At 65.4% G+C, this 19,926-nt stretch carries 15 protein-coding genes and 3 pseudogenes; 12 read left to right on the top strand and 6 right to left on the bottom strand.

The window, feature by feature from the left end:
* Positions 1-122 precede the first annotated feature (122 nt).
* Positions 123-1,139: a 1-aminocyclopropane-1-carboxylate deaminase gene (locus tag K307_RS12000; RefSeq protein WP_042878470.1), complete on the top strand. Its 1,017-nt coding sequence runs from the start codon at positions 123-125 to the stop codon at positions 1,137-1,139.
* Positions 1,140-1,177: 38 nt separating this feature from the next.
* On the opposite strand, the gene K307_RS12005 is transcribed toward K307_RS12000, so the two are convergent.
* Positions 1,178-1,675: a hypothetical protein gene (locus K307_RS12005; protein WP_042878472.1), complete on the bottom strand. Its 498-nt coding sequence runs from the start codon at positions 1,673-1,675 to the stop codon at positions 1,178-1,180.
* A gap of 178 nt (positions 1,676-1,853) precedes the next feature.
* On the opposite strand from K307_RS12005, the gene K307_RS12010 reads away from it, so the two are divergent.
* Both K307_RS12010 and K307_RS12015 read left to right on the top strand, forming a co-directional pair.
* Positions 1,854-2,252 (top strand): DUF1801 domain-containing protein, encoded by a 399-nt coding sequence (locus K307_RS12010; protein ID WP_042881875.1) that lies wholly within the window; start codon positions 1,854-1,856, stop codon positions 2,250-2,252.
* 52 nt (positions 2,253-2,304) lie between these two features.
* Positions 2,305-2,703: a cupin domain-containing protein gene (locus K307_RS12015; RefSeq protein WP_419187115.1), complete on the top strand. Its 399-nt coding sequence runs from the start codon at positions 2,305-2,307 to the stop codon at positions 2,701-2,703.
* Between the two features lie 23 nt (positions 2,704-2,726).
* Here K307_RS12015 and K307_RS12020 read toward each other — a convergent pair whose 3' ends face one another.
* From K307_RS12020 to K307_RS50340, 3 genes and pseudogenes are all read right to left on the bottom strand, one after another.
* On the bottom strand, positions 2,727-3,521 hold the full coding sequence (locus tag K307_RS12020) for a 1,6-dihydroxycyclohexa-2,4-diene-1-carboxylate dehydrogenase (protein ID WP_042878474.1): 795 nt from the start codon (positions 3,519-3,521) through the stop codon (positions 2,727-2,729).
* A 15-nt stretch (positions 3,522-3,536) separates the two neighbouring features.
* Positions 3,537-4,455 (bottom strand): annotated as a pseudogene (gene benC / locus K307_RS49395) (benzoate 1,2-dioxygenase electron transfer component BenC); the annotation flags it as partial.
* Positions 4,441-4,800: pseudogene (locus tag K307_RS50340) on the bottom strand (dioxygenase); the annotation flags it as partial. The pseudogenes K307_RS50340 and benC, both read right to left, overlap by 15 nt.
* A 159-nt stretch (positions 4,801-4,959) precedes the next feature.
* Here K307_RS50340 and K307_RS12035 point away from each other — a divergent pair.
* Positions 4,960-5,710 (top strand): annotated as a pseudogene (locus tag K307_RS12035) (LysR family transcriptional regulator).
* A gap of 4 nt (positions 5,711-5,714) precedes the next feature.
* On the opposite strand, the gene K307_RS12040 reads toward K307_RS12035, so the two are convergent.
* Positions 5,715-6,611 (bottom strand): LysR family transcriptional regulator, encoded by an 897-nt coding sequence (locus K307_RS12040; protein ID WP_042878475.1) that lies wholly within the window; start codon positions 6,609-6,611, stop codon positions 5,715-5,717.
* Between the two features lie 112 nt (positions 6,612-6,723).
* Here K307_RS12040 and K307_RS12045 point away from each other — a divergent pair, with 112 nt between their 5' ends.
* The 6 genes from K307_RS12045 to K307_RS12070 all read left to right on the top strand — a co-directional run bounded on the left by K307_RS12045 (position 6,724) and on the right by K307_RS12070 (position 12,144).
* Positions 6,724-7,860 carry a muconate/chloromuconate family cycloisomerase gene (locus tag K307_RS12045; RefSeq protein ID WP_042881881.1) on the top strand — a complete coding sequence of 379 codons (1,137 nt, stop codon included), beginning with the start codon at positions 6,724-6,726 and terminating at the stop codon, positions 7,858-7,860.
* Between the two features lie 38 nt (positions 7,861-7,898).
* The gene (gene catC, locus K307_RS12050) at positions 7,899-8,177 is read left to right on the top strand and encodes a muconolactone Delta-isomerase (protein WP_042878476.1); all 279 of its coding nucleotides are present in this window, start codon (positions 7,899-7,901) and stop codon (positions 8,175-8,177) included.
* Between the two features lie 70 nt (positions 8,178-8,247).
* Positions 8,248-9,222: a tripartite tricarboxylate transporter substrate binding protein gene (locus tag K307_RS12055; RefSeq protein WP_419187151.1), complete on the top strand. Its 975-nt coding sequence runs from the start codon at positions 8,248-8,250 to the stop codon at positions 9,220-9,222.
* A 211-nt stretch (positions 9,223-9,433) separates the two neighbouring features.
* Positions 9,434-10,219, top strand: a complete 786-nt coding sequence (pcaD, locus tag K307_RS12060) for a 3-oxoadipate enol-lactonase (protein WP_042881883.1) — start codon at positions 9,434-9,436, stop codon at positions 10,217-10,219.
* A gap of 242 nt (positions 10,220-10,461) precedes the next feature.
* The gene (locus K307_RS12065) at positions 10,462-11,307 is read left to right on the top strand and encodes a class II glutamine amidotransferase (protein WP_042878479.1); all 846 of its coding nucleotides are present in this window, start codon (positions 10,462-10,464) and stop codon (positions 11,305-11,307) included.
* A gap of 162 nt (positions 11,308-11,469) precedes the next feature.
* The gene (locus K307_RS12070) at positions 11,470-12,144 is read left to right on the top strand and encodes a response regulator transcription factor (protein ID WP_042878481.1); all 675 of its coding nucleotides are present in this window, start codon (positions 11,470-11,472) and stop codon (positions 12,142-12,144) included.
* Between the two features lie 27 nt (positions 12,145-12,171).
* Here K307_RS12070 and K307_RS12075 read toward each other — a convergent pair whose 3' ends face one another.
* On the bottom strand, positions 12,172-12,543 hold the full coding sequence (locus K307_RS12075; protein WP_042878483.1) for a response regulator transcription factor: 372 nt from the start codon (positions 12,541-12,543) through the stop codon (positions 12,172-12,174).
* 431 nt (positions 12,544-12,974) lie between these two features.
* On the opposite strand from K307_RS12075, the gene K307_RS12080 reads away from it, so the two are divergent.
* Both K307_RS12080 and K307_RS12085 read left to right on the top strand, forming a co-directional pair.
* Positions 12,975-14,012: a LysR family transcriptional regulator gene (locus tag K307_RS12080; RefSeq protein WP_042881885.1), complete on the top strand. Its 1,038-nt coding sequence runs from the start codon at positions 12,975-12,977 to the stop codon at positions 14,010-14,012.
* 303 nt (positions 14,013-14,315) lie between these two features.
* Positions 14,316-19,820 carry a trifunctional serine/threonine-protein kinase/ATP-binding protein/sensor histidine kinase gene (locus K307_RS12085; RefSeq protein ID WP_042881888.1) on the top strand — a complete coding sequence of 1,835 codons (5,505 nt, stop codon included), beginning with the start codon at positions 14,316-14,318 and terminating at the stop codon, positions 19,818-19,820.
* Positions 19,821-19,926 lie beyond the last annotated feature (106 nt).

The following is a 19,926-nucleotide window of genomic DNA, read 5'->3' on the forward strand; positions in this document are numbered from 1 at the left end:
TTTAAACAGCAATCTTTGCAAGCACGTTTCTCAGGCAATTGCCTACCATTTCACTGAACGCAGCGCCTCACCTGTCCAGGGGGCGGTGCCCCCCCTCAACGCCACCACCCGGAGAAGATGCCGTGAACCTCGACCGCTTTCCCCGCTACCCGCTGACTTTCGGTCCCACGCCAATCCACCCGCTGGCACGCCTGAGCGAGCATTTGGGCGGCAAGGTGCATCTCTATGCCAAGCGCGAAGACTGCAACAGCGGTCTGGCCTTTGGCGGCAACAAGACGCGCAAGCTGGAATACCTTGTGCCCGACGCGCTGGAGCAGGGCGCCGATACGCTGGTGTCGATCGGCGGCATCCAGTCGAACCAGACGCGCCAGGTGGCTGCCGTGGCGGCCCACCTCGGCATGAAGTGCGTGCTGGTGCAGGAGAACTGGGTGAACTACTGGGACGCCGTGTACGACCGCGTCGGCAATATCCAGATGTCGCGGATGATGGGCGCCGACGTGCGGCTTGTGGCGGACGGCTTTGACATCGGCATCCGCCCGAGCTGGGAGGATGCCATGCAGAGCGTGCGCGACGCGGGCGGCAAGCCGTATCCGATCCCCGCGGGCTGCTCGGAGCACCCGCTCGGCGGGCTGGGTTTTGTCGGCTTTGCGGAGGAAGTGCGCGCGCAGGAAGCCCAGCTCGGCTTCAAATTCGACTACATCGTGGTCTGCTCGGTTACGGGCAGCACGCAGGCTGGCATGGTGGTCGGCTTCGCGGCGGATGGCCGCGCCGACCGCGTCATCGGCATCGATGCCTCCGCCAAGCCGGCGCAGACGCGCGCCCAGATCCTGCGCATTGCGCGACATACCGCGGAGCTGGTCGACCTCGGCCGCGATATCGCCGAAGAGGATGTCGTGCTGGATACGCGTTACGGCGGTCCGGAATATGGCCTGCCGTCCGAAGGGACGCTCGAGGCCATCCGCCTCTGCGCGCGGCTTGAAGGCGTGATGACCGACCCGGTCTACGAAGGCAAATCCATGCACGGCATGATCGACATGGTGCGCCGCGGCGAGTTCCCGTCGGGCTCCCGCGTGCTTTACGCCCACCTTGGCGGCGCGCCCGCGCTGAACGCCTACAGTTTCCTGTTCAAGGACGGCTGACGCGATCCGCGGCCCGGATTCGCTGCCGTAGCAGCCGGCTAGCGAATCTTGTCAAACCCGCCAGCCGCCCAGCGGGCGGCGCTCTCGCGCGTCAGGCGAAAGTCGGGCCGTACCTTGACGGTCGCCAGCGCATCCCCGAAGGGATCCAGTGCCGTGAGCGTGCCGACGGGCTCGAATTCATCTGGCGTGATGACCAGCCTGACGGTCACAGTCCCGGATTCGGTCTCGATGCTGCACTGCTTGTTGAGTTGGGCGTGCAGTTGCTGCTCATGCCGCCGGATGACTTCCGCGGCAGTCTTGACCAGCGTCTGGTGGGCCGTGGCATCGAGCGGCTTCGGATCGACCTTGTTTCGTCCCATGGTCCAGGGGCCGACCAGCGCCGGCTCGGCGCTGCCGTCCCGGATCATTTCGACCGCCCAGCCGTCGCCATCCTCGTTCTTGATAACCCGGGCGGTCCAGCCCTTGTCTCGCCAAAGCCGGGGCTCGTGAATGGCGGAAGATTCGTGCTCGGAAAGAGCGTCGTCGGTGTGGTGCATCAATCTCGTCGTACTGGTCGCGGACCCGCGAGCATACAACACCATGGATGGGGCGCGTGGGCGGGCATTGAATCCGCCTGTGAGCCCACCTTAGAATCTGGCTCTGACACCCACGTCGCGCATAATCTGGCTCTGACACCCACATTGGATCAGCGTTTGCGCTTGAGGAGAAATGGGCATGACGAAGAACGACACGCAGGAAAGCCAGTCTGCTTCTCAGCTGATAGACGCGAGAATCAAGGAGCTGGACGACTGGCGGGGCACGATGCTCAGCCGGCTCCGTACCCTGGTCAAGGAAGCCGATCCTGAGGTCGTCGAGGAGTGGAAGTGGAGAGGGGTTCCGGTCTGGTCGCACGACGGATTGATCTGCACCGGCGAGACTTACAAGAGCGTCGTGAAGATGACCTTCGCCAAAGGGGCGGCTCTGAAGGATCCTTCTGGCCTCTTCAATTCCAGTCTTGACGGGAACACAAGGCGTGCCATCGACTTCCACGAGGGCGAGAAGATAGACGAGGAAGCGTTGAAGACTCTCGTTCGCGCCGCCGTGACCCTGAACAAGTCCAAAGCCAAAGGCTAATCCACGCGAGCGGGTACACCGGCAAGACAAGAACAATCCAGGAGGAGGGCAAATGATGAATTCCAAGATACTGAGTATCCTGGCGGCCGCCGGGCTCTGGATCGCCTCCGGGGCCGTGCTGGCGCAGACCGGCGGCCTGTCCCGCACGGTTGTTGGTCGCGCGGACGTTTCCGTTCCGGGACGCGAAGCCGTGGTAGCGCGTGTGGAAGTGGCGCCGGGCGGCCGTGCCGGGCGCCACACGCATCCAGGCGACGAGATCAGCTATGTGATGGAGGGCGAGGCCCAACTGCTGATCGACGGCCAGCCGCCCCGGATGGTCAAGGCCGGCGAATCCTTCGTGGTGCCGGCCGGGGTCGTCCATGACGCGCACAATCCCGGCAGTTCGCCGGCGCGCGTTATTGGCGTGTATGTGGTCGAGAAGGGCAAGCCGCTGGCGAGTCCAGCGCCCTGAGACCGCAGCGGCCGGCGCATTGCTCAGCCCTGATCGCCACCGCCCACGGGTAATACGGTTCCGGTGATGTACGAGGCCTCGTCCGACGCCAGGAACAGGATCGCGCCGACCTGCTCGTCGATCGTGCCGTAACGGCGCATCAGGCTCGACGCCACGGTCTGATCGACGATGGCCTGGTACCAGCCCGCCTCCTGCGCCGACTGGGGCGCGGCGTTGCGAGGAATGCGGCGCGGTGGCGCCTCGGTGCCGCCGGTGGCCACGGCGTTCACGCGAATGCCTTCGGCCGCATGCTCGAACGCCAGGCTCGCGGTCAGCGCGTTGACGCCGCCCTTGGCCGCCGCGTAGGGCACGCGGTGGATGCTGCGCGTCGCGATCGACGACACGTTGACGATCGCGCCGTGGCGCCGCTCGACCATGCCGGGCAGCACCGCGCGGCAACACCACAACGTGGGGAACAGCGAGCGCCGGATCTCCGCCTCGATCTGGTCTTCCTCGTAGAGCTGGTACGGCTTCGCCCAGATGGTGCCGCCGACGTTGTTGACCAGCACATCGATGCGGCCCCACGCGTCCAGCGCGGCCCGCGCCATTTCGGACGCGCCGGCATAGGTTTCCAAGTCCGCGGTAACAGCGACGACCTTGCCGCCACCGGCGGCGATCTCGCCGGCGGCCTCGTGCACGAGTTCAGAGCGGTCCACCAGCACCACTGACGCGCCCTCGGCCGCCGCGCCCAGCGCCACGCCGCGCCCGATACCCTGCGCGGCGCCGGTAACGACGACGACCTTGTCCGCAAAGCGGGCATTGCGGTCCCTTGCTTGCATGCTTGCTCCTTGCAGTCAGGCCGCGTTGCTGGCCGAGAATTTTTCGTAGTAGAAGCCCGAGGGCGCTATGCCCGCCTGCTGCAGCCAGTCGCGTACGGCCTCGAACATCGCGACCGGGCCGCACAAGTAGACGTCGACATCGCCGCCATTGAGCCATTCATCATCCACGTGCGCGGTCACGTAGCCCTTGCGCGGATGCGCGCTGGCCGGATCGGCGACGCAGGTGCGGTACTCGAAGCCCGGTACCGACTGGCGCGCGGCATCGAGCTGCGCCAGAGCCACCAGGTCGATATCGTTGGTCACGCCGTACACCATGCGCACAGGCTGCGTGCTGCCGGACTCGGCCAGCACGCCAGCATCGACAGGAACGGAGCGATGCCGGTGCCGCCCGCCAGCATCAGCACCGGCCGCGTCACGGGACGCAGGTAGAAGCTGCCGTACGGCCCCGAGAACGAAATGCGCTGGCCCGGCTGTGCGGCGCCGGTCAGGTAAGTGCTCATGCGGGCGTCCGGCACGTTGCGCACGACGAAGGTCGTGCGGGCCTTGCCGGGGGGCGAGCTGAACGAGTATGAGCGGGTCACATCGCTACCCGGGATACCGACGTTGACATACTGGCCGGCGAGAAAGTCGATGCCGCGCGCATTTTCGAGCTCGATCGAGAAACCGATGGTCGAGTCCGACAACTGCGTCACCTCGGCGATAGCGCCGTGCCATGTGCTCACGCCGGTCTTGCAGGCGGTCGACGAGGCGGGCACGCGGAACACGCAGTCGGAGCGCGGACGCGTCTGGCACGCCAGTACGTAGCCCTGCGCGGCGCCTCCTCGGCGGTCAGCGCGTCTTCGATGTAGCTCGATTCCGGCAGGTCGTACGATCCGGACTCGCACAGCCCGCGGCAGGTGCCGCAGGCGCCGTCGCGGCAGTCCAGCGGGATGTTGCCGGTGCTTTCGGGCGCGCCGGCCACATACAACGGGCCTTCGATGGTGCGCGGCGTGCCGCCGGCGAGGCCCGCACGGGCTTCGGCCTCGTCGGCGCGGATGTCGAGAAAGCGCTCCAGCCCCAGGCCGGCGGCGAGCAGGCCGAGTTCCTGGCTGGCGCCAGCCTCGGCAAAGTATTCGATGCCTTTCCAGACTTCGCTCGGGCTCAGGTCGAGGTCCTCGATGGCCTTGAACAGGTCGGATGCCAGGCGCACCACTACCTGTACGCGCGCATCGGCCTCGCCGGGCCGGGCGGTCGCGACGATGAAGTTGTTTACCAGGGCCTCGATTTCTGGGTGGGTCATTAGATGTCTCCAGTCTCGTGTTCGTGGGGATCGCAATCAATCAGACAATGCTTTTTTGGTATCAAGCTTGCTGTCTTGCTTGTGATGGAGCATAGTTGAGGCCGATTTCCAGCGTCAAACTCTGATTTAGTATTTTTTCGATACCCATAAGGTATATTCGTGGAATTGCGTCATTTGCGTTACTTCGTCGCGGTCGCGGAGGAACGCAACTTCACCCGCGCCGCCGAGCGGCTGCATATCGCCCAGCCGCCCTTGCCCCGGCAAATCCAGCAACTGGAGGGGGAACTGGGCGTCCAGCTGTTCGAACGCCAGACGCGCCCGCTCAAGCTGACCGACACCGGGCGCTTCTTCTACACGCACGCGCTGCGGGTCCTGGCGCAGACCGCGGAGCTGGAAGCCATGACCCGCCGCGTTGGCCAGATCGAGGCGCATCCGCCATGAAGACCCGGCCGTGCGGCGCGTGGTGCTGCGCGAGGAGCGCATGATCGTGGCGCTGCCGGTCGGCCACCCGTTGGGCGAGGCGCGGCAGGAGCTGTCGTTGCATGAGCTGGTCGGCGAGACGCTGATCATCTTCCCCAAGGCGCCGCGGCCCAGCTATGCGGACCAGGTGCTGGCCGCGTTCCACGACCGCGCGCTCAAGCCACGGCGCATCCAGGAAGTGCGCGAGCTGCAGATCGCGCTGGGCCTGGTGGCGGCGGGCGAGGGGATTTCCGTCGTGCCGAGCAGCGTGCATGGCCTCAAGCGGGACGATGTCACCTACGTGGAGCTGGACGATCCCAACCTGGTGTCACCCATCATCATGAGCATGCGCATGCTCGACGAGTCCGCCGACCTGCGCGCCATGCAGGAAATGATCTATCGGCTGTACGAGGAGGCGGGCATCGCCTACCTGCCGCCGACGCAAGAGTAGGGAACTATGCCTGCGCGTCCGGCCGGCCCTGCCGCAGCACCCATGCCACCGCGCGCGCCAGGAAGGGCGAGGTATCGCCCGCACGCTGGCTCATGATCACCGGCGAGACGAAGCCCGGTGCGTCGATGGGGCAGTAGCGCACGTCGTCGCGGTGCAGGCGCTGCACGGAGGCGGGCACCAGTGTAATGCCCAGTCCCGCCGCCACCAGCCCCAGCGCGGTCTGCAGTTCGTTGGCTTCCTGTACCACGCGTAGCTGCAACCCCTGTGCGCGGAACAGCGACAGCACATGGTCGGCATAGCTGGGCCGCGGCCGGGCAGGGTAAAGCACGAACGGGTGGTGCGCCAGGGTCTCGGCGGTCAGCGTGCCGTCGCGCGGTATCGGCTGCGCCGCGGGCAGGGCGGCGACCAGCGGCTCGGCCATCACTACCTGCTGCGTGATGGCCGGATCGTTCAGCGCAATGCGGCCAAAGCCCAGGTCGATGCGCCCGGCCTTCAGGGCCGCCACCTGCTGCACCGTGATCATCTCGCTCAGGCCCACCTCCACCTGGCTGTCGGCGCCGCGCAGCTCGCGGATCAGTTCCGGCAGGAAGCCGTACAGCACCGAGGGCACGAAGCCGATGCCGAACCAGCGCTTCTCGTTGCGGCCGATGCGGCGCGTGCCCTCGATGGCTTCGTCCAGCCGCTGGGTCAGTTGCAGCGATTGCTCCAGTAGGAAGCGCCCGGCCTCGGTCAGGCGCAGGCCGCGGCCGACGCGGTCGAACAGCGCCACGCCGATTTCTTCCTCGACCTGGCGGATCTGGCGCGACAGTGGCGGCTGGGCCATATGCAGCAGCGACGCCGCCCGCGTCACATTGAGTTCCTGGGCGACGGTCTGGAAATAGCGCAGGTGACGGAGTTCCATATCAGGACCTTTATGCATACCCGTGAGGTATGGGACTAGACATCATCGGTCTTGGACTCCAGTACAGTCAAGGCGCATACTCCAGCGCAATATCAAATTGCATCGAAAAGGTATCAAAGTGGGCAACCAAGCGACGATCACGGCAGTCCAGGCAATCCTGGTCGACCTGCCGACTATCCGGGCGCACCAGCTCGCCATGGCAACCATGCAGCAGCAGACGCTGGTCATCGTGCGGCTGCAGTGCAGCGACGGCATCGAAGGCATCGGCGAGGCCACCACCATCGGCGGCCTGTCCTATGGCGATGAAAGTCCCGAAGGCATCAAACTCACCATCGACACCTACCTGGCCCCCGCGCTGGTCGGCCAGGACGCCGCCAACGTGCATGCGGCCATGGCGCGCCTGAACAAGGTCGCGCGCGGCAACCGCTTCGCCAAGTCGGCGCTGGAAACCGCGTTGCTGGATGCGCAGGGCAAGCGCCTGGGCGTGCCGCTGGCCACGCTGCTGGGCGGCGCCGTGCGCGACACGCTGCCGGTGCTGTGGACCCTGGCCAGCGGGGATACCGGGCGCGATATCGCAGAGGCCGAGCAACTGCTGGAAGCGCGCCGCCACAACACCTTCAAGCTCAAGATCGGACGGCGCGCCGTGCGCGACGACGTGGCCCACGTGGCGGCGATCAAGCGCGCGCTGGGTGATCGTGCCCGCGTGACCGTGGACGTGAACCAGGCCTGGAACGAGGCTGAGGCCGCCACCGGCATTGCGATGCTGGAAGCCGCCGGCATCGACCTGATCGAACAGCCCACGCCGCGCGAGCAGCGGGCCGCGCTGGCCCGGCTGGCCGCGCGCTTTATCGTGCCGATCATGGCCGACGAGGCGGTGTGCGGGCCGGAAGACGCGATGGAGCTGGCGCGCATCGGCGGCGCCGACGTGTTTGCCCTGAAGATCGCCAAGTCCGGCGGCATCTTCGGCATGCTGCGCACCGCGGCTGTCGGCGATGCGGCCGGCATCGCGCTCTATGGCGGCACCATGCTGGAAGGCAGCGTGGGCACCATCGCCGCCGCCCACGGCTTCTGCACGCTGCCGCAGCTCGCATGGGGCACCGAGCTGTTCGGGCCGCTGCTGCTCGAGGACGACGTGGTCGCCACGCGGCCGGAGTACCGGGATTTTGCCCTGCACCTGCCGCAAGGGCCGGGCCTTGGGCTCGCGCTGGACGAGGACAAACTGGCGCACTATCGCCGCAAGCAAGGCTGAGCATCAGCCCCCAACGCAATACGATCGGAGGAACCCTCATGCTTTATCTGGTACGGATGGACGTCAACTTGCCGCACGACATGCCCGCGGCCCAGGCCGATGAGATCAAGGCGCGCGAGAAGGCCTACGCGCAGGACTTGCAGCGCCAGGGCAAGTGGCAGCAGCTCTATCGCGTGGTGGGCGAATACGCCAACTACAGCATCTTCGATGTCGAATCCAACGACGAGCTGCACACGCTGCTGGCCGCGCTGCCGCTGTTCCCGTATATGAAGCTCGCGGTGACGCCGCTGGCGAAGCATCCGTCGTCGATACGCTGAACAATTCAATCAAAAGACAGGACGGAGACAAATGAAATCCCTGCTGCAACGGCTGTTCCCGCGGCCTTCGATGACACCTGGCGCCCGCACCGGCGCCGCCGCGATGATGCTTGCCGTGGCAGCGGCCAGCGCGCCCGCCCATGCCGCCTGGCCCGACCACCCGATCCGCTGGATCGTGCCGTTCCCCGCCGGCGGCGCGATGGACAATATCGCCCGCACGCTGGGTGAAGACATGTCGCGCACGCTCGGCCAGGCCGTCGTGGTGGAGAACCGCCCCGGCGCCGGTGGCAATATCGGCGCGGAGCTGGTCGCGCGCGCGCCGGCCGACGGCTACACGCTGATCATCGTTGCCAACGGCATGGCGGTGAATCCCGCCCTGTACGGCAAGCTCAGCTACGACCCGGTGAAGGACTTTGCCCCGGTGTCGCTGCTGGCCGTGGTACCCAACGTGCTGGTGGCCAGCAAGGCGAAGACGCCCGCCAAGACGGTGGCGGAGGTGGTGGCCAATGCCAAGGCGCGGCCGGGCAAGTACACCTATGCGTCAGCGGGCAATGGCACCTCGATCCACCTGGCGGGCGAGCTGTTCACTTCCATGGCGGGCGTCGACCTGCTGCATGTTCCCTACAAGGGCAGCGGCCCCGCCATGACCGACCTGCTTGGCGGCCAGGTCGACTATATGTTCGACAGCATTACCTCGGCCAAGCCGCATATCGATTCCGGCAAGCTCACCGCCATTGCGGTGACGACCAGCAAGCGCTCGACGGCGCTGCCCAATGTGCCCACCGTGGCCGAGTCGGGCCTGCCTGGCTATGAGCTGTCGCCCTGGTTCGCTGCCTTCGTGCCGGCGCGCACACCGCCCGCCGCGATCGAAGGGCTGAACCGCGCCATGCTTGAGGCGCTGCGCAAGCCTGCCGTGCAGAAGCGGCTGGCGGCGATTGGCGCGGAACCCATCGGCAGCACGCCGGCAGCGCTGCGCGACCACCTGGCCCGCGAGACCGCCAAGTGGGGCGAGCTGATCCGCGCCCGCGGCATCCACGCGGATTGATGCCGTTGCGATGCGCTTTCCACGACCGCCAGCGGGCTCCCTCTCCCGCTTGCGGGTTGGGGTGAGGGCGGGAGCGTCCACGAAGTGAGGCGACACGATGCTTGCCGCGCGCCGGCCCTCACCCCCGGCCCCTCTCCCGCAAGCGGGAGAGGGCGCAATCCGCCCGATTCCCACATCCTGACAAATGTTCTCAAGGAACAACCACTACTTCATGAGCACTGCGACACGCGGCGATCTTCGCCTCCACTACGAACTCGAAGGCCCGGCCGACGCGCCGGTGCTGGTCATGTCCAACTCGCTCGGCACCACGCTGGCAATGTGGGACCCGCAAATGCCCGTACTGCGCCAGCACTTCCGCGTGCTGCGCTACGACACGCGCGGCCATGGTGCTTCGTCGGTGAGCGCGGAGCCATTCGGCATGGCCGAACTCGGCGCCGATGTGCTGGCGGTGATGGACCATGCGGGCGTGCAGCGCGCGCACTTCTGCGGCCTGTCGATGGGCGGCATGACGGGCATGTGGCTGGCGCGGCATCACCCGGATCGCTTCGGCCGCTTCGTGCTGGCGAACACCGCTGCGCTGATCGGGCCGGCCTCGGGCTGGAACACCCGCATCGAGACGGTGCAGCGCGACGGCATGGCTGCCATTGTCGAAGGCGTCCTGGCACGCTGGTTCACGCCGGCCTGGCTGGCGGGCGATCCCGCTCGTATAGCGCCTGTGCGCGCCATGCTTGAACAGGCCGATGGATCGGGCTACATCGCCAACTGCGCGGCGGTGCGGGACGCTGACCTGCGCGAGCTGCTGCCGGCTATCGAGGCTGAAGTTCTGGTCATTGCCGGCCTTCAGGATGCGGCGACCACGCCCGAGCAGGGGCGAGCCGTGGCTGACGCGATGCCTCGCGCGGCTTATCTGTCGCTCGATGCGGCTCACCTTTCCAATTGGGAGCTGCCCGGCGAATTTGCGGATGCTGTGACCGCTTTCCTGCAGCGTAGCCGCTGACCCAGGCTGCGGCGGATGGAGCACCTTGCAGGTTGCGCGACGGCCCCGTTCTGAGGGCGGGCGGGGCAGGGCGAGCCCGGGCCGAATGGCGGCGCTGCAAACTGCAGCTGCGCCGCGACCGGGTTTCCCACATTTCGTCCCGCGGCGCATCACCGCCTCCCCCGCGTTGCCCTTCGCGCCTTGCCGTCCTACAACTGGAGTGTGGGCCGGAAGGCACCGGACCGCATTCGAGGAGGAGCATCATGTGCCGCTGGCTGGCCTACTCGGGCAAATCCGTTGCGCTGGAAACGGTGCTGTTCCAGCCGGAACACTCGCTGATCGACCAGAGCCTGAATTCGCGGCTGGGTCATACCACCACCAATGGCGACGGGTTCGGCGTCGGGTGGTACGGACGTCACTCGGAGGTGCCGTTCCGCTACCGCTGCCTGCACCCGGCCTGGAGCGACACCAACCTGCGCGAGACGGCGCGGGCGGTGCGGGCGCCGCTGTTCGTCGCCCATGTGCGCGCGGCCACCGGCACGCCGACGCAGGAGACCAACTGCCATCCGTTCCGCTTCGGCCGCTGGCTTTTCGTCCATAACGGCCTGATCCGCGAATACCCCGTCGTGCGGCGCGACCTGATGATGGCCGTGGCGCCGCACCTGTTCCGCTGGATCGAGGGATCGACCGATTCCGAGGTGATGTTCTTCCTGGCCCTGACCTTCGGCCTGGAGCGCGACCCGCGCGGCGCGCTGGAGCAGATGGCGGGGCTGATCGAGGACGTCGGCCACCGCTACGACGTGCAGTTTCCGCTCAACATGACCGTCTGCGTGACCGATGGCCAGCAGATCGTGGCGGCGCGTTATTCGAGCGAGGCGGACTCGCGCACGCTGTTCCACAGCACCTCGTTCCGGCAGTTGCGCGCGCTCTACCCGGACGACCCGCGCATCATCGCCGCCGGCGACAATGCCTTCCTGGTGCTGTCCGAGCCGCTGATCGACGTGCAGGGGGTGTGGGAGGAGATTCCCGAGGCGACCATCCTGATTGCCCGCAATGGCGAGATCGAGCACAACCGCTTCTTGCCGCGGCTGCCGAACCATTCGACATAACGGGCAGCGACGGGGCACCGTCAGGGGCGCCGCGAGGCAGGTGGCGTCGGCTCTGGCAGGCGCCAGGGTCTTGCGCACTTCAGATCAACTAGAATAGCTACCGTGATCATCGACGGTGACGTGCATGCCGCATGCACTGCCGGTCGGGACGAAGGAGCCGAGATGAGTTCGGAGTCGCATTCGACTTCGGCAAAAAGCCCACACGACCGCAAGGATCCAGTGGTCTATGTGGTCGACGACGACGAGGGGATGCGACTCGCCCTTGGCGGCCTGCTGCGCTCAGTCGGGCTGCGCGTGGAGACATTCGAATCGTCGCAGGACTTTCTTGCTTTCCCGAAGGACGACGCCCCCAGTTGCCTAATTCTCGATGTCAGGCTGCGCGGCGAAAGCGGCCTTGCCTTGCAGGAACACGTTGCGAAGAGCGGTGTGCGCATGCCGATCGTATTCATGACAGGGCATGGCGACATCGCGATGACAGTCAAGGCGATGAAAGCGGGGGCAGTCGATTTCCTCGCGAAGCCGTTTCGCGACCAGGACATGCTGGACGCAGTCGCTAATGCGCTGGCTCGCGACGGTGAGCGTCTCGCGGCCGAACAATCGATCGCGGCGCTTCGTGCTGCCTACGGCTCGCTGACACCGCGCGAACGGGAAGTCATGGGGTTCGTCGTGGCCGGCCTGATGAACAAGCAAATCGCCTCCGAGATGAATCTCAGCGAGATTACCGTGAAGATTCACCGGGGGCAGGTCATGAAAAAGATGGCGGCGCGATCCGTTGCGGATCTCGTCAGAAAATCAGAATCACTGGGCGTCGATCCGCAGCCGCAGAAGTCGCCTTGAGGCCGGCGATATCGGGTCGTCGATCCGCTATGGCTGATCCAGCGCGACGCTGAGCCAATGCGCAATGGCGTCGGCATCGACCGGCTTGTCGAGTACAGCCAGCGCGCCGCTCGCCAGGGCCTTCGCCTTCAGCTCGGCCGTCGGGAACGCCGTGATGAATATGGTCGGCGGCGAGTATCCCAGTGCCAGGATGCGGTCGTGCATCGCAACCCCTGACATGCCGGGCATCATGACGTCCGAGATCAGGAATGACGTCTCGGCGATCTGGCCGGATTGCAAGAATTCCTCTGCCGATGCGAACAGGCGTGTTTGCCTGCCGAGCGAGCGTACGAGACTCGCCGTCGCCAGGCGGACGGCCTCGTCGTCATCGACAATCGAAACCAGCTGAGCGGAACACAAAAGACCCCTCCACCTTCAGGAAAGGGCGCACGCAGCCAGAACGGCGCCGGGTGCGTCACGTGCGTCTACCATACCCAGCGTAATTCTCATATCAGCGGCCGAGAATCATACAAACGTATAGGCGCGTCGCAAGCACATCGCCAAACCTGCTCCGAAGACCGTCTACGCCAGGTATGGTGCAGGTCCGCTGGAAACGGCGAACACATACTTTGATATGAGTCCCGGCGGTCCGTAATATGAGTCCCGGCGTTCCGTACATTCCAGCCGTGGGGCCGTGCTCCGGTCCGGCGGGTTATACCCTGGTATGAGCGTTCGAAGCCTATGTAGGGGCAGCGCTACCAGTCCGTAGAATGGGTTTGTGGCGCCCGCGCGCCTACCCTTGTCTCATGGCCGGTGCGATCGCGCAGTGCGCCAATAAGTGGAGGCCCTCCATGGAACAATCGGATACATCGCAGCGTGGCTTTCGCGTTGGCTTGCCAAACAGCGCTGACACTTTGTCCGCCTGTTTCGCAACGAGCTACAGCGGAATCATCGCGTTCATGGCGGTCGCCACTGAGGGAAGCTTCGCCAAGGCTGGGGAACGATTGGGGATCGGGCGCTCGGCGGTGTGTCGAAATGTCCAGAAGCTGGAAATGCAGCTAAGCACGCGCTTGTTTCTCCGCACTACGAGGACAACGCAGCTGACGCGAGAGGGCGAGAGGTTCTTCGAGAACTGCAACCAGGGCGTGACCCATATTGTCGAGGCAATGAACGACATGCTGGAGCTTCGCCAGGGTCCGCCGCGCGGCTTGCTTCGCATCAGCTCGACAGTCGGATTTGGACGCAAGGTGGTTGCACCGCTGCTTTCCAGGTTCTCCGAGGCCTACCCCGATATCGCGATCGACCTGCTTCTGGATGACCGGCCAACAGATTTCGCTGCCGAACAGATCGATGTCGCATTTCGCGATGGCCGCATCGAGGATTCCAGCATCATTGCGAAACAGTTGATTCCGATGCAGATGGTACTGTGCGCGTCCCGTTCCTATGCCGATACGCGGGGACTGCCATCCACGCTGGAAGAGCTGAGGCAGCACGACTGTATTAACTTGAGAGTCGCCGGCGGTCGCGTCCTGGATTGGGAGTTCAAGGTTGACGGCCATATGCGCAAGTATCTGCCGACTGCCAGTTTGACGTTCAATGACGTAGACCTGGTACTGAAGGCAGTCCTGGAAGGACGCGGAATTGCCCAGATGCCGGCGTATCTGGTTCGCGATCACATCGCGAGCAATGAGCTCGTCATGGCGTTAAGGCGGTATGTGCCGGACGACCGGGGCCACTACATCTGCTACCTTTGCCGGCAGCATTTGCCGTCACGGATTCGTGTGTTTGTTGATTTCATGACCGAGCAGATCCGCGCGCTCGATCTGAATTACCTGACGGACTTCGATACGGATGACACCGGGACTTCGACAGAGAAGATGGCGGCCTGAATCTGCTTCCGGTCGCAACCGGCCCACATGTGAAGACAATGCCACTTAAGTAAGTCCACCCCGAACCGGCCCGCCAAAGTTTGCGCCAGACTCGGTCCCACCCCGTCCCTCCGACCACTCCCGATTCCGCCGCAGTGTATGCTGAACAGCGTTGGTAATCGCGGAGCTGCCGTGTTGTCAACCGCTTTCGGAGCGTGCCCTGCCCGGATTATGCTCGGACGAACATAGCGTCCAACCCAATAACGGGCGGCAGCCTGCTGGCAGCGTGCGGCAGATGAAGACCTAAATATGGTTCCGGCGCCGATGGGTAACAGACTCCAGATCTTGTGGGACGATGGCGAGCGCGTCTTGTGTCGCGGGCAGCGTCCTGGCGAGGAGGGCGGCCCCAACGTTCTGCTTGCCCGGCCAGCCGCCGAGCATCCACTACCCGCCACCCTCGATCGCCTCGCACACGAGCTTGGCCTCAAGGACGAGCTCGATGGCGCATGGGCGGTGCGGCCACTGGAACTGGTGCGCGAAGGCGGCCGGACCCAGCTGGTGCTCGAGGACCCCGGCGGAGAGCCGCTCGCGCAGCTGCTCCGCGCACCCATGGAGATGGGAAATTTCTTGCGGCTCGCCGTCGGCATCGCCGCGGCGCTGGGCAAGCTCCACCAGCGCGGCCTCGTCCATAAGGATCTCAAGCCCACCCATATCCTGGTGAACTGCGCCGACGGAAACGCGCGGCTTACGGGATTCGGCCTTGCTTCGCGGCTGCCGCGCGAGCGGCAGGCGCCCGAGCCGCCCGAGACCATCGCCGGCACGCTCGCCTATATGGCGCCCGAGCAGACCGGCCGGATGAATCGCTCGATCGATTCGCGCAGCGACCTCTATGCATTCGGCATCACGCTCTACCAGATGCTGACCGGCGCGCTGCCGTTTGCGGCCGCCGAGCCCATGGAATGGGTGCACTGCCATATCGCCAGAAAGCCGGTGCCGCCCAGCGCACGGGTGGAGACCATCCCTGCCGTGGTCTCCCAAATCGTCATGAAGCTGCTCGCCAAGACGGCCGAGGAGCGTTACCAGACTGCCGCCGGTGTTGAACATGATCTGCAGCACTGCCTGGCCGACTGGCAGTGTCAGCGTCGCGTCGATGACTTCCCGCTGCACGAACACGACACGCCTGACCGGCTGCTGATTCCCGAGAAGCTGTACGGGCGGGAGCACGAGGTCGACACCCTGGTCGCCGCGTTCGCGCGGATCGTCGGGAGCAGCGCGCCGGGGCTGGTGCTGGTCTCCGGCTATTCCGGCATCGGCAAATCCTCGGTCGTCAATGAACTGCACAAGGTGCTGGTGCCGCCGCGGGGGCTGTTCGCGTCCGGCAAGTTCGACCAGTACAAGCGCGACATCCCTTATTCGACGCTGGTGCAGGCATTTCAAAGCCTGGTGCGGCCACTTCTTGGCAAGTCCGACACGGAGCTGGCGGGCTGGCGCGGTGCCTTGCTGGAGGCGCTGGACCCCAATGCGGGGCTCATGACCGACCTCATTCCCGACCTGAAGCTCATCATCGGTGAGCCGCCATCGGTCCCGGAACTTGAGCCACAACAGGCACAACGCCGTTTCCTGCTCGTGTTCCGGCGCTTCATCGGTGTATTTGCCCGCGCGGAACATCCGCTCGCGCTCTTTCTCGACGATCTGCAGTGGCTCGACGCGGCGACGCTCGACCTGCTCGAGGACCTGCTGACCGGCTCGGATCTGCGGCACCTGATGCTGATCGGCGCCTACCGCGACAACGAGGTCGATGCCACGCATCCGCTGACGCGCAAGCTCCAGGCCATCAGGAACGCTGGCGTCAAGATCGACGAAATCAGGCTGGCGCCGCTCGCCAGTCAGCACGTCCGGCAGTTGACCGCAGAGGCGCTTCACTGCGAGCCGGAGCGCATCAGGCCCCTGGCCCGGCTGGTGCATGACAAGACCGCCGGCAATCCTTTCTTCGTCATCCAGTTTCTGCACGCGCTGGTCGAAGAGGATTTCCTCGCCTTCGATCATGACGCGGGGCATTGGCGCTGGGATCCGGATCGCATCCATGCCAAGGGTTACACGGACAATGTCGTGGACCTGATGGTCGGCAAGCTGACCCGCCTGCCGGCTGCGACGCAGCAGGCGTTGCAGCAGCTTGCCTGTCTCGGGAACGTCGCCGGGATCACGACACTTTCGACCGTTCTCGGCACCCCGGAGGCACAGGTCCACGCAGCGTTGTGGGAGGCGATTCGCCAGGAACTGGTCGAGCGCCTGGAGGGCGCCTACGCCTTTGTTCACGACCGGGTTCATGAAGCCGCCTATTCGCTGACTCCCGAAACCTCGCGCGCCGAGGCCCATCTGCGGATCGGGCGGCTGCTCGCCGCGCAGACGCCGCCGGAAAAGCGGGAGGAGGCGATCTTCGAGATCGCAGGCCAGCTCAATCGCGGCGCCGCGCTGATCACCGGGCAGGACGAGCGGGAGCAGCTGGCCGAGTTCAACCTGATCGCCGGCCAGCGCGCCAAGGCATCGACGGCCTATGCCTCGGCGCTCACCTATCTCGTCACCGGTGCGGAACTGTTGGGCGACGATTGCTGGGAGCGCCGGCATGACCTGATCTTTGCGCTGGAGCTGAACCGGGCCGAATGTGAATTCCTGACGGGGCAGTTGGCGGCTGCGGACGAGCGATTGGCGGCGCTGTCCGAGCGCGCCACGACAACGGTCGAAAGAGCCCTCGTCGCGTGCCGGCAGTTGGATGTCTACCTGGTCCTCGATCAGAGCGAGCGCGCGGTCGCGGTTTGCCTCGCCTACCTCCGGCATGTCGGCATCGAGTGGTCACCCCATCCGGACGACGACGAGGTGCGGCGCGAATACGACAGCATCTGGTCACGGCTAGGGGACCGTACCATCGAGGACCTGATCGATCTGCCGCTGATGGAGGACGCGGCCTCCCTCGGGACCGTCGAGGCGCTGAGCAAGCTCTTCGCGCCGGCCTTGCAGACCGATGCGAACCTGGCTTGCCTGACGATCTGCAAGGCGGTCAGTCTCAGCCTCGAGCGGGGCAACTGCGATGCTTCCTGTGTGCTCTATGCCAATGTCGGCAGGGTCGCCGGGCGGCGTTTCGGCGACTACCAGGCCGGATACCGGTTCGGCCAGCTCGGCTGCGAACTCGTCGACCGACGCGGGCTCAAACGCTTTGAGGCCAAGACGTATCTTTGCTTCTCGATTTTTGTCGTACGCTGGCTGAAGCCCGTGCGGAATTGCCGCGATCTGCTGCGCCGCGCTTTCGCCGCGGCGAACCGGATCGGCGACCTCCCGTATGGCGCTTATGCGGGCAACAGCCTCAACTCGGACCTGCTCTTCGCCGGCGAGCCGCTGCCCGAAGTGCAAAGCGAAGCCGAGCACGGCCTTGCGTACGCCGAGAAGGTGCGGTTCGGACTTGTCATCGACTTTATCGCCACGCAACTCGCGCTGATCCGGATGCTCCGCGGCCTGACGCCGACATTCGGCTGCTTTGACGACGGGCAGTTCAATGAGCTTCGCACCGAAGCCCATCTGGCCAGCAACCCGGGCCTGGCGCTCGCCGCGTGCTGGTACTGGACCCGGAAACTGCAGGCGCGCTATCTCGCCGGCGACTATGCGGCGGCCATGGATGCCGCATCGAAGGCGGAACAGCTGCTCTGGACCTCATCCTCGTTCTTTGAGGAGGCCGAATATCACTTCTACGGCGCGCTGGCCCACGCCGCTTGCTGGGACATCGCCCCGGGCGACGTCCGGCCTCAGCACCTGGACCCCATGGCTGCGCATCACAGGCAATTCCAGGTCTGGGCGGAAAACTGCCCGGAGAACTTTGGAGACCGGGCCGCGCTGATCGGGGCCGAGATCGCCCGCATCGAAGGCCGCGTGGTGGATGCTGAGCGGCTTTACGAGCAGGCGATCCACCTGGCGCAGGAAAGCGGCTTTGTCCACACTGAGGCGCTCGCCAACGAACTCGCGTCCCGCTTTTACGGGGCCCGCGGGCTTGCGAAGATTGCCCGGGTGTATTTACAGGACGCCCGCTACGGCTACCTGCGTTGGGGCGCCGATGGCAAGGTGCGGCATCTCGAGGAGAGGTATCCGTACCTGAGGACGGAAGAGCCCGCGCTTGGCCCCACGAACACGATCGCAACGCCGGTCGAACACCTCGACCTCGCGACCGTGATCAAGGTGTCGCAGGCCGCCTCGGGCGACATTGTGCTGGAAAAGCTGATCGATATGGTCATGCGTACGGCCATTGAACAGGCCGGCGCCGAACGAGGTCTGTTGATTCTGTCGGACGGCGGCGAACAACGGATCGCGGCGGAAGCGACGACCGGCGGCGACGCGACCCAGTTGCAGCTGCGCGATGTGCCGGTGAGCGCGGCGATGCTGCCGGAGTCGATCCTCTACCACGTCCTGCGCACCCGGGAGAGCGTCTTCCTCGACGATGCCGCGGCCGAGCCCCCGTTTGCCGCAGATCCCTACATCCGTCAGCATCGCGCCCGTTCCATTCTCTGCCTGCCCTTGATGGATCAGGCGAAGCTCACCGGCGCACTCTACCTCGAAAACAATCTGACTGCGCGCGTGTTCAGCCCGACCCGGATTGCCGTGCTGAAGCTGGTGGCCTCGCAGGCCGCGATCTCGCTGGAGAATGCCCGTTTGTACCGCGACCTCACTGAGCGCGAAGCGAAGATCCGGCGCCTCGTCGACGCCAACATCATCGGGATCATCATGTGGAATTCCGGTGGCGACATTCTTGAGGCCAATGACGCATTTCTGCGCATGGTGGGATACGAGCGGGAGGATCTTGTCTCGGGTCGCGTACGCTGGAAGGATCTGACGCCGCCGGAATGGCGGCAGGGCACCGAACGCGCCGTGGCAGAGGCCGGGCAGGCGGAGCTCACCCAGCCCTACGAGAAGGAGTACATCAGGAAGGATGGCAGCCGTGTGCCCGTCATAGTCGGTGCGGCCACTTTCGAAGCAAGCCGGAAGGAAGGTGTCGCTTTCGTGCTCGATCTGACCGAGCGCAAGCAGGCCGAGGAAAGAGTCCGCGAGAGCGAGCGGCGCTATCGCGAGGTGCAGACGGAACTGGCACACGCGAACCGCGTAGCCACCATGGGGCAGCTCACGGCCTCGATCGCTCACGAAGTCAACCAGCCGATCGCCGCGACGGTGATCAACGCCCAGGCTGCGCTGCGGTGGCTGAGCGCCCAGCCGCCTAACATCGACGAGGTAGGGCAGGTGCTCGGTCGTATTATCAAGGATGCCAATCGGGCGGGGGACGTGCTCGGCCGGATCCGTGAGCTGATCAGGAATACGCCACCGCGCAAGGAACCGGTGGACGTGAACGCGGCGATCCGCGAGGTGGTCGAACTCACCCGTGGCGAAGCCACGAAGAGCGGGGCCACGGTGCAGGCGCAACTCGCCGACGGTTTGCCATGCATCGAAGGAGACCGTGTCGGGCTGCAACAAGTGCTCCTCAACCTGACCATCAACGCGCTCGAGGCGATGAGAGGCGTCAGCGACGGCGAGCGACAATTGCTCATCAGCACAGGGACCGACTCTGGCTGCGTGTTCGTGACAATGCGCGATTCGGGGCCCGGCTTTGGTCCGGAGAGCGCCGAGCGCGTCTTCTCCCCGTTCTACACCACGAAGCCCACCGGTTTGGGAATGGGGCTGTCGATCTGCCGTTCGATCATCGACGCGCACGGCGGCCGATTGTGGGCGAGCGAGAACCTGCCCCGCGGTGCCGTCGTTCAATTCACCGTGCCCGCCAATCCAGCCGATTCATCGTGATTGCCACGCAGTCCCGCGCGGACGTCTGGGCGTTGCCTGGCCAGCGTGAAGGCGCGTCACAGGATTGACCTGAGTCTTGGCGCGATCTATTGCATCAACGGAACAC

This window comes from Cupriavidus necator A5-1 (assembly GCF_000744095.1).
GTDB lineage: Bacteria > Pseudomonadota > Gammaproteobacteria > Burkholderiales > Burkholderiaceae > Cupriavidus > Cupriavidus necator_A.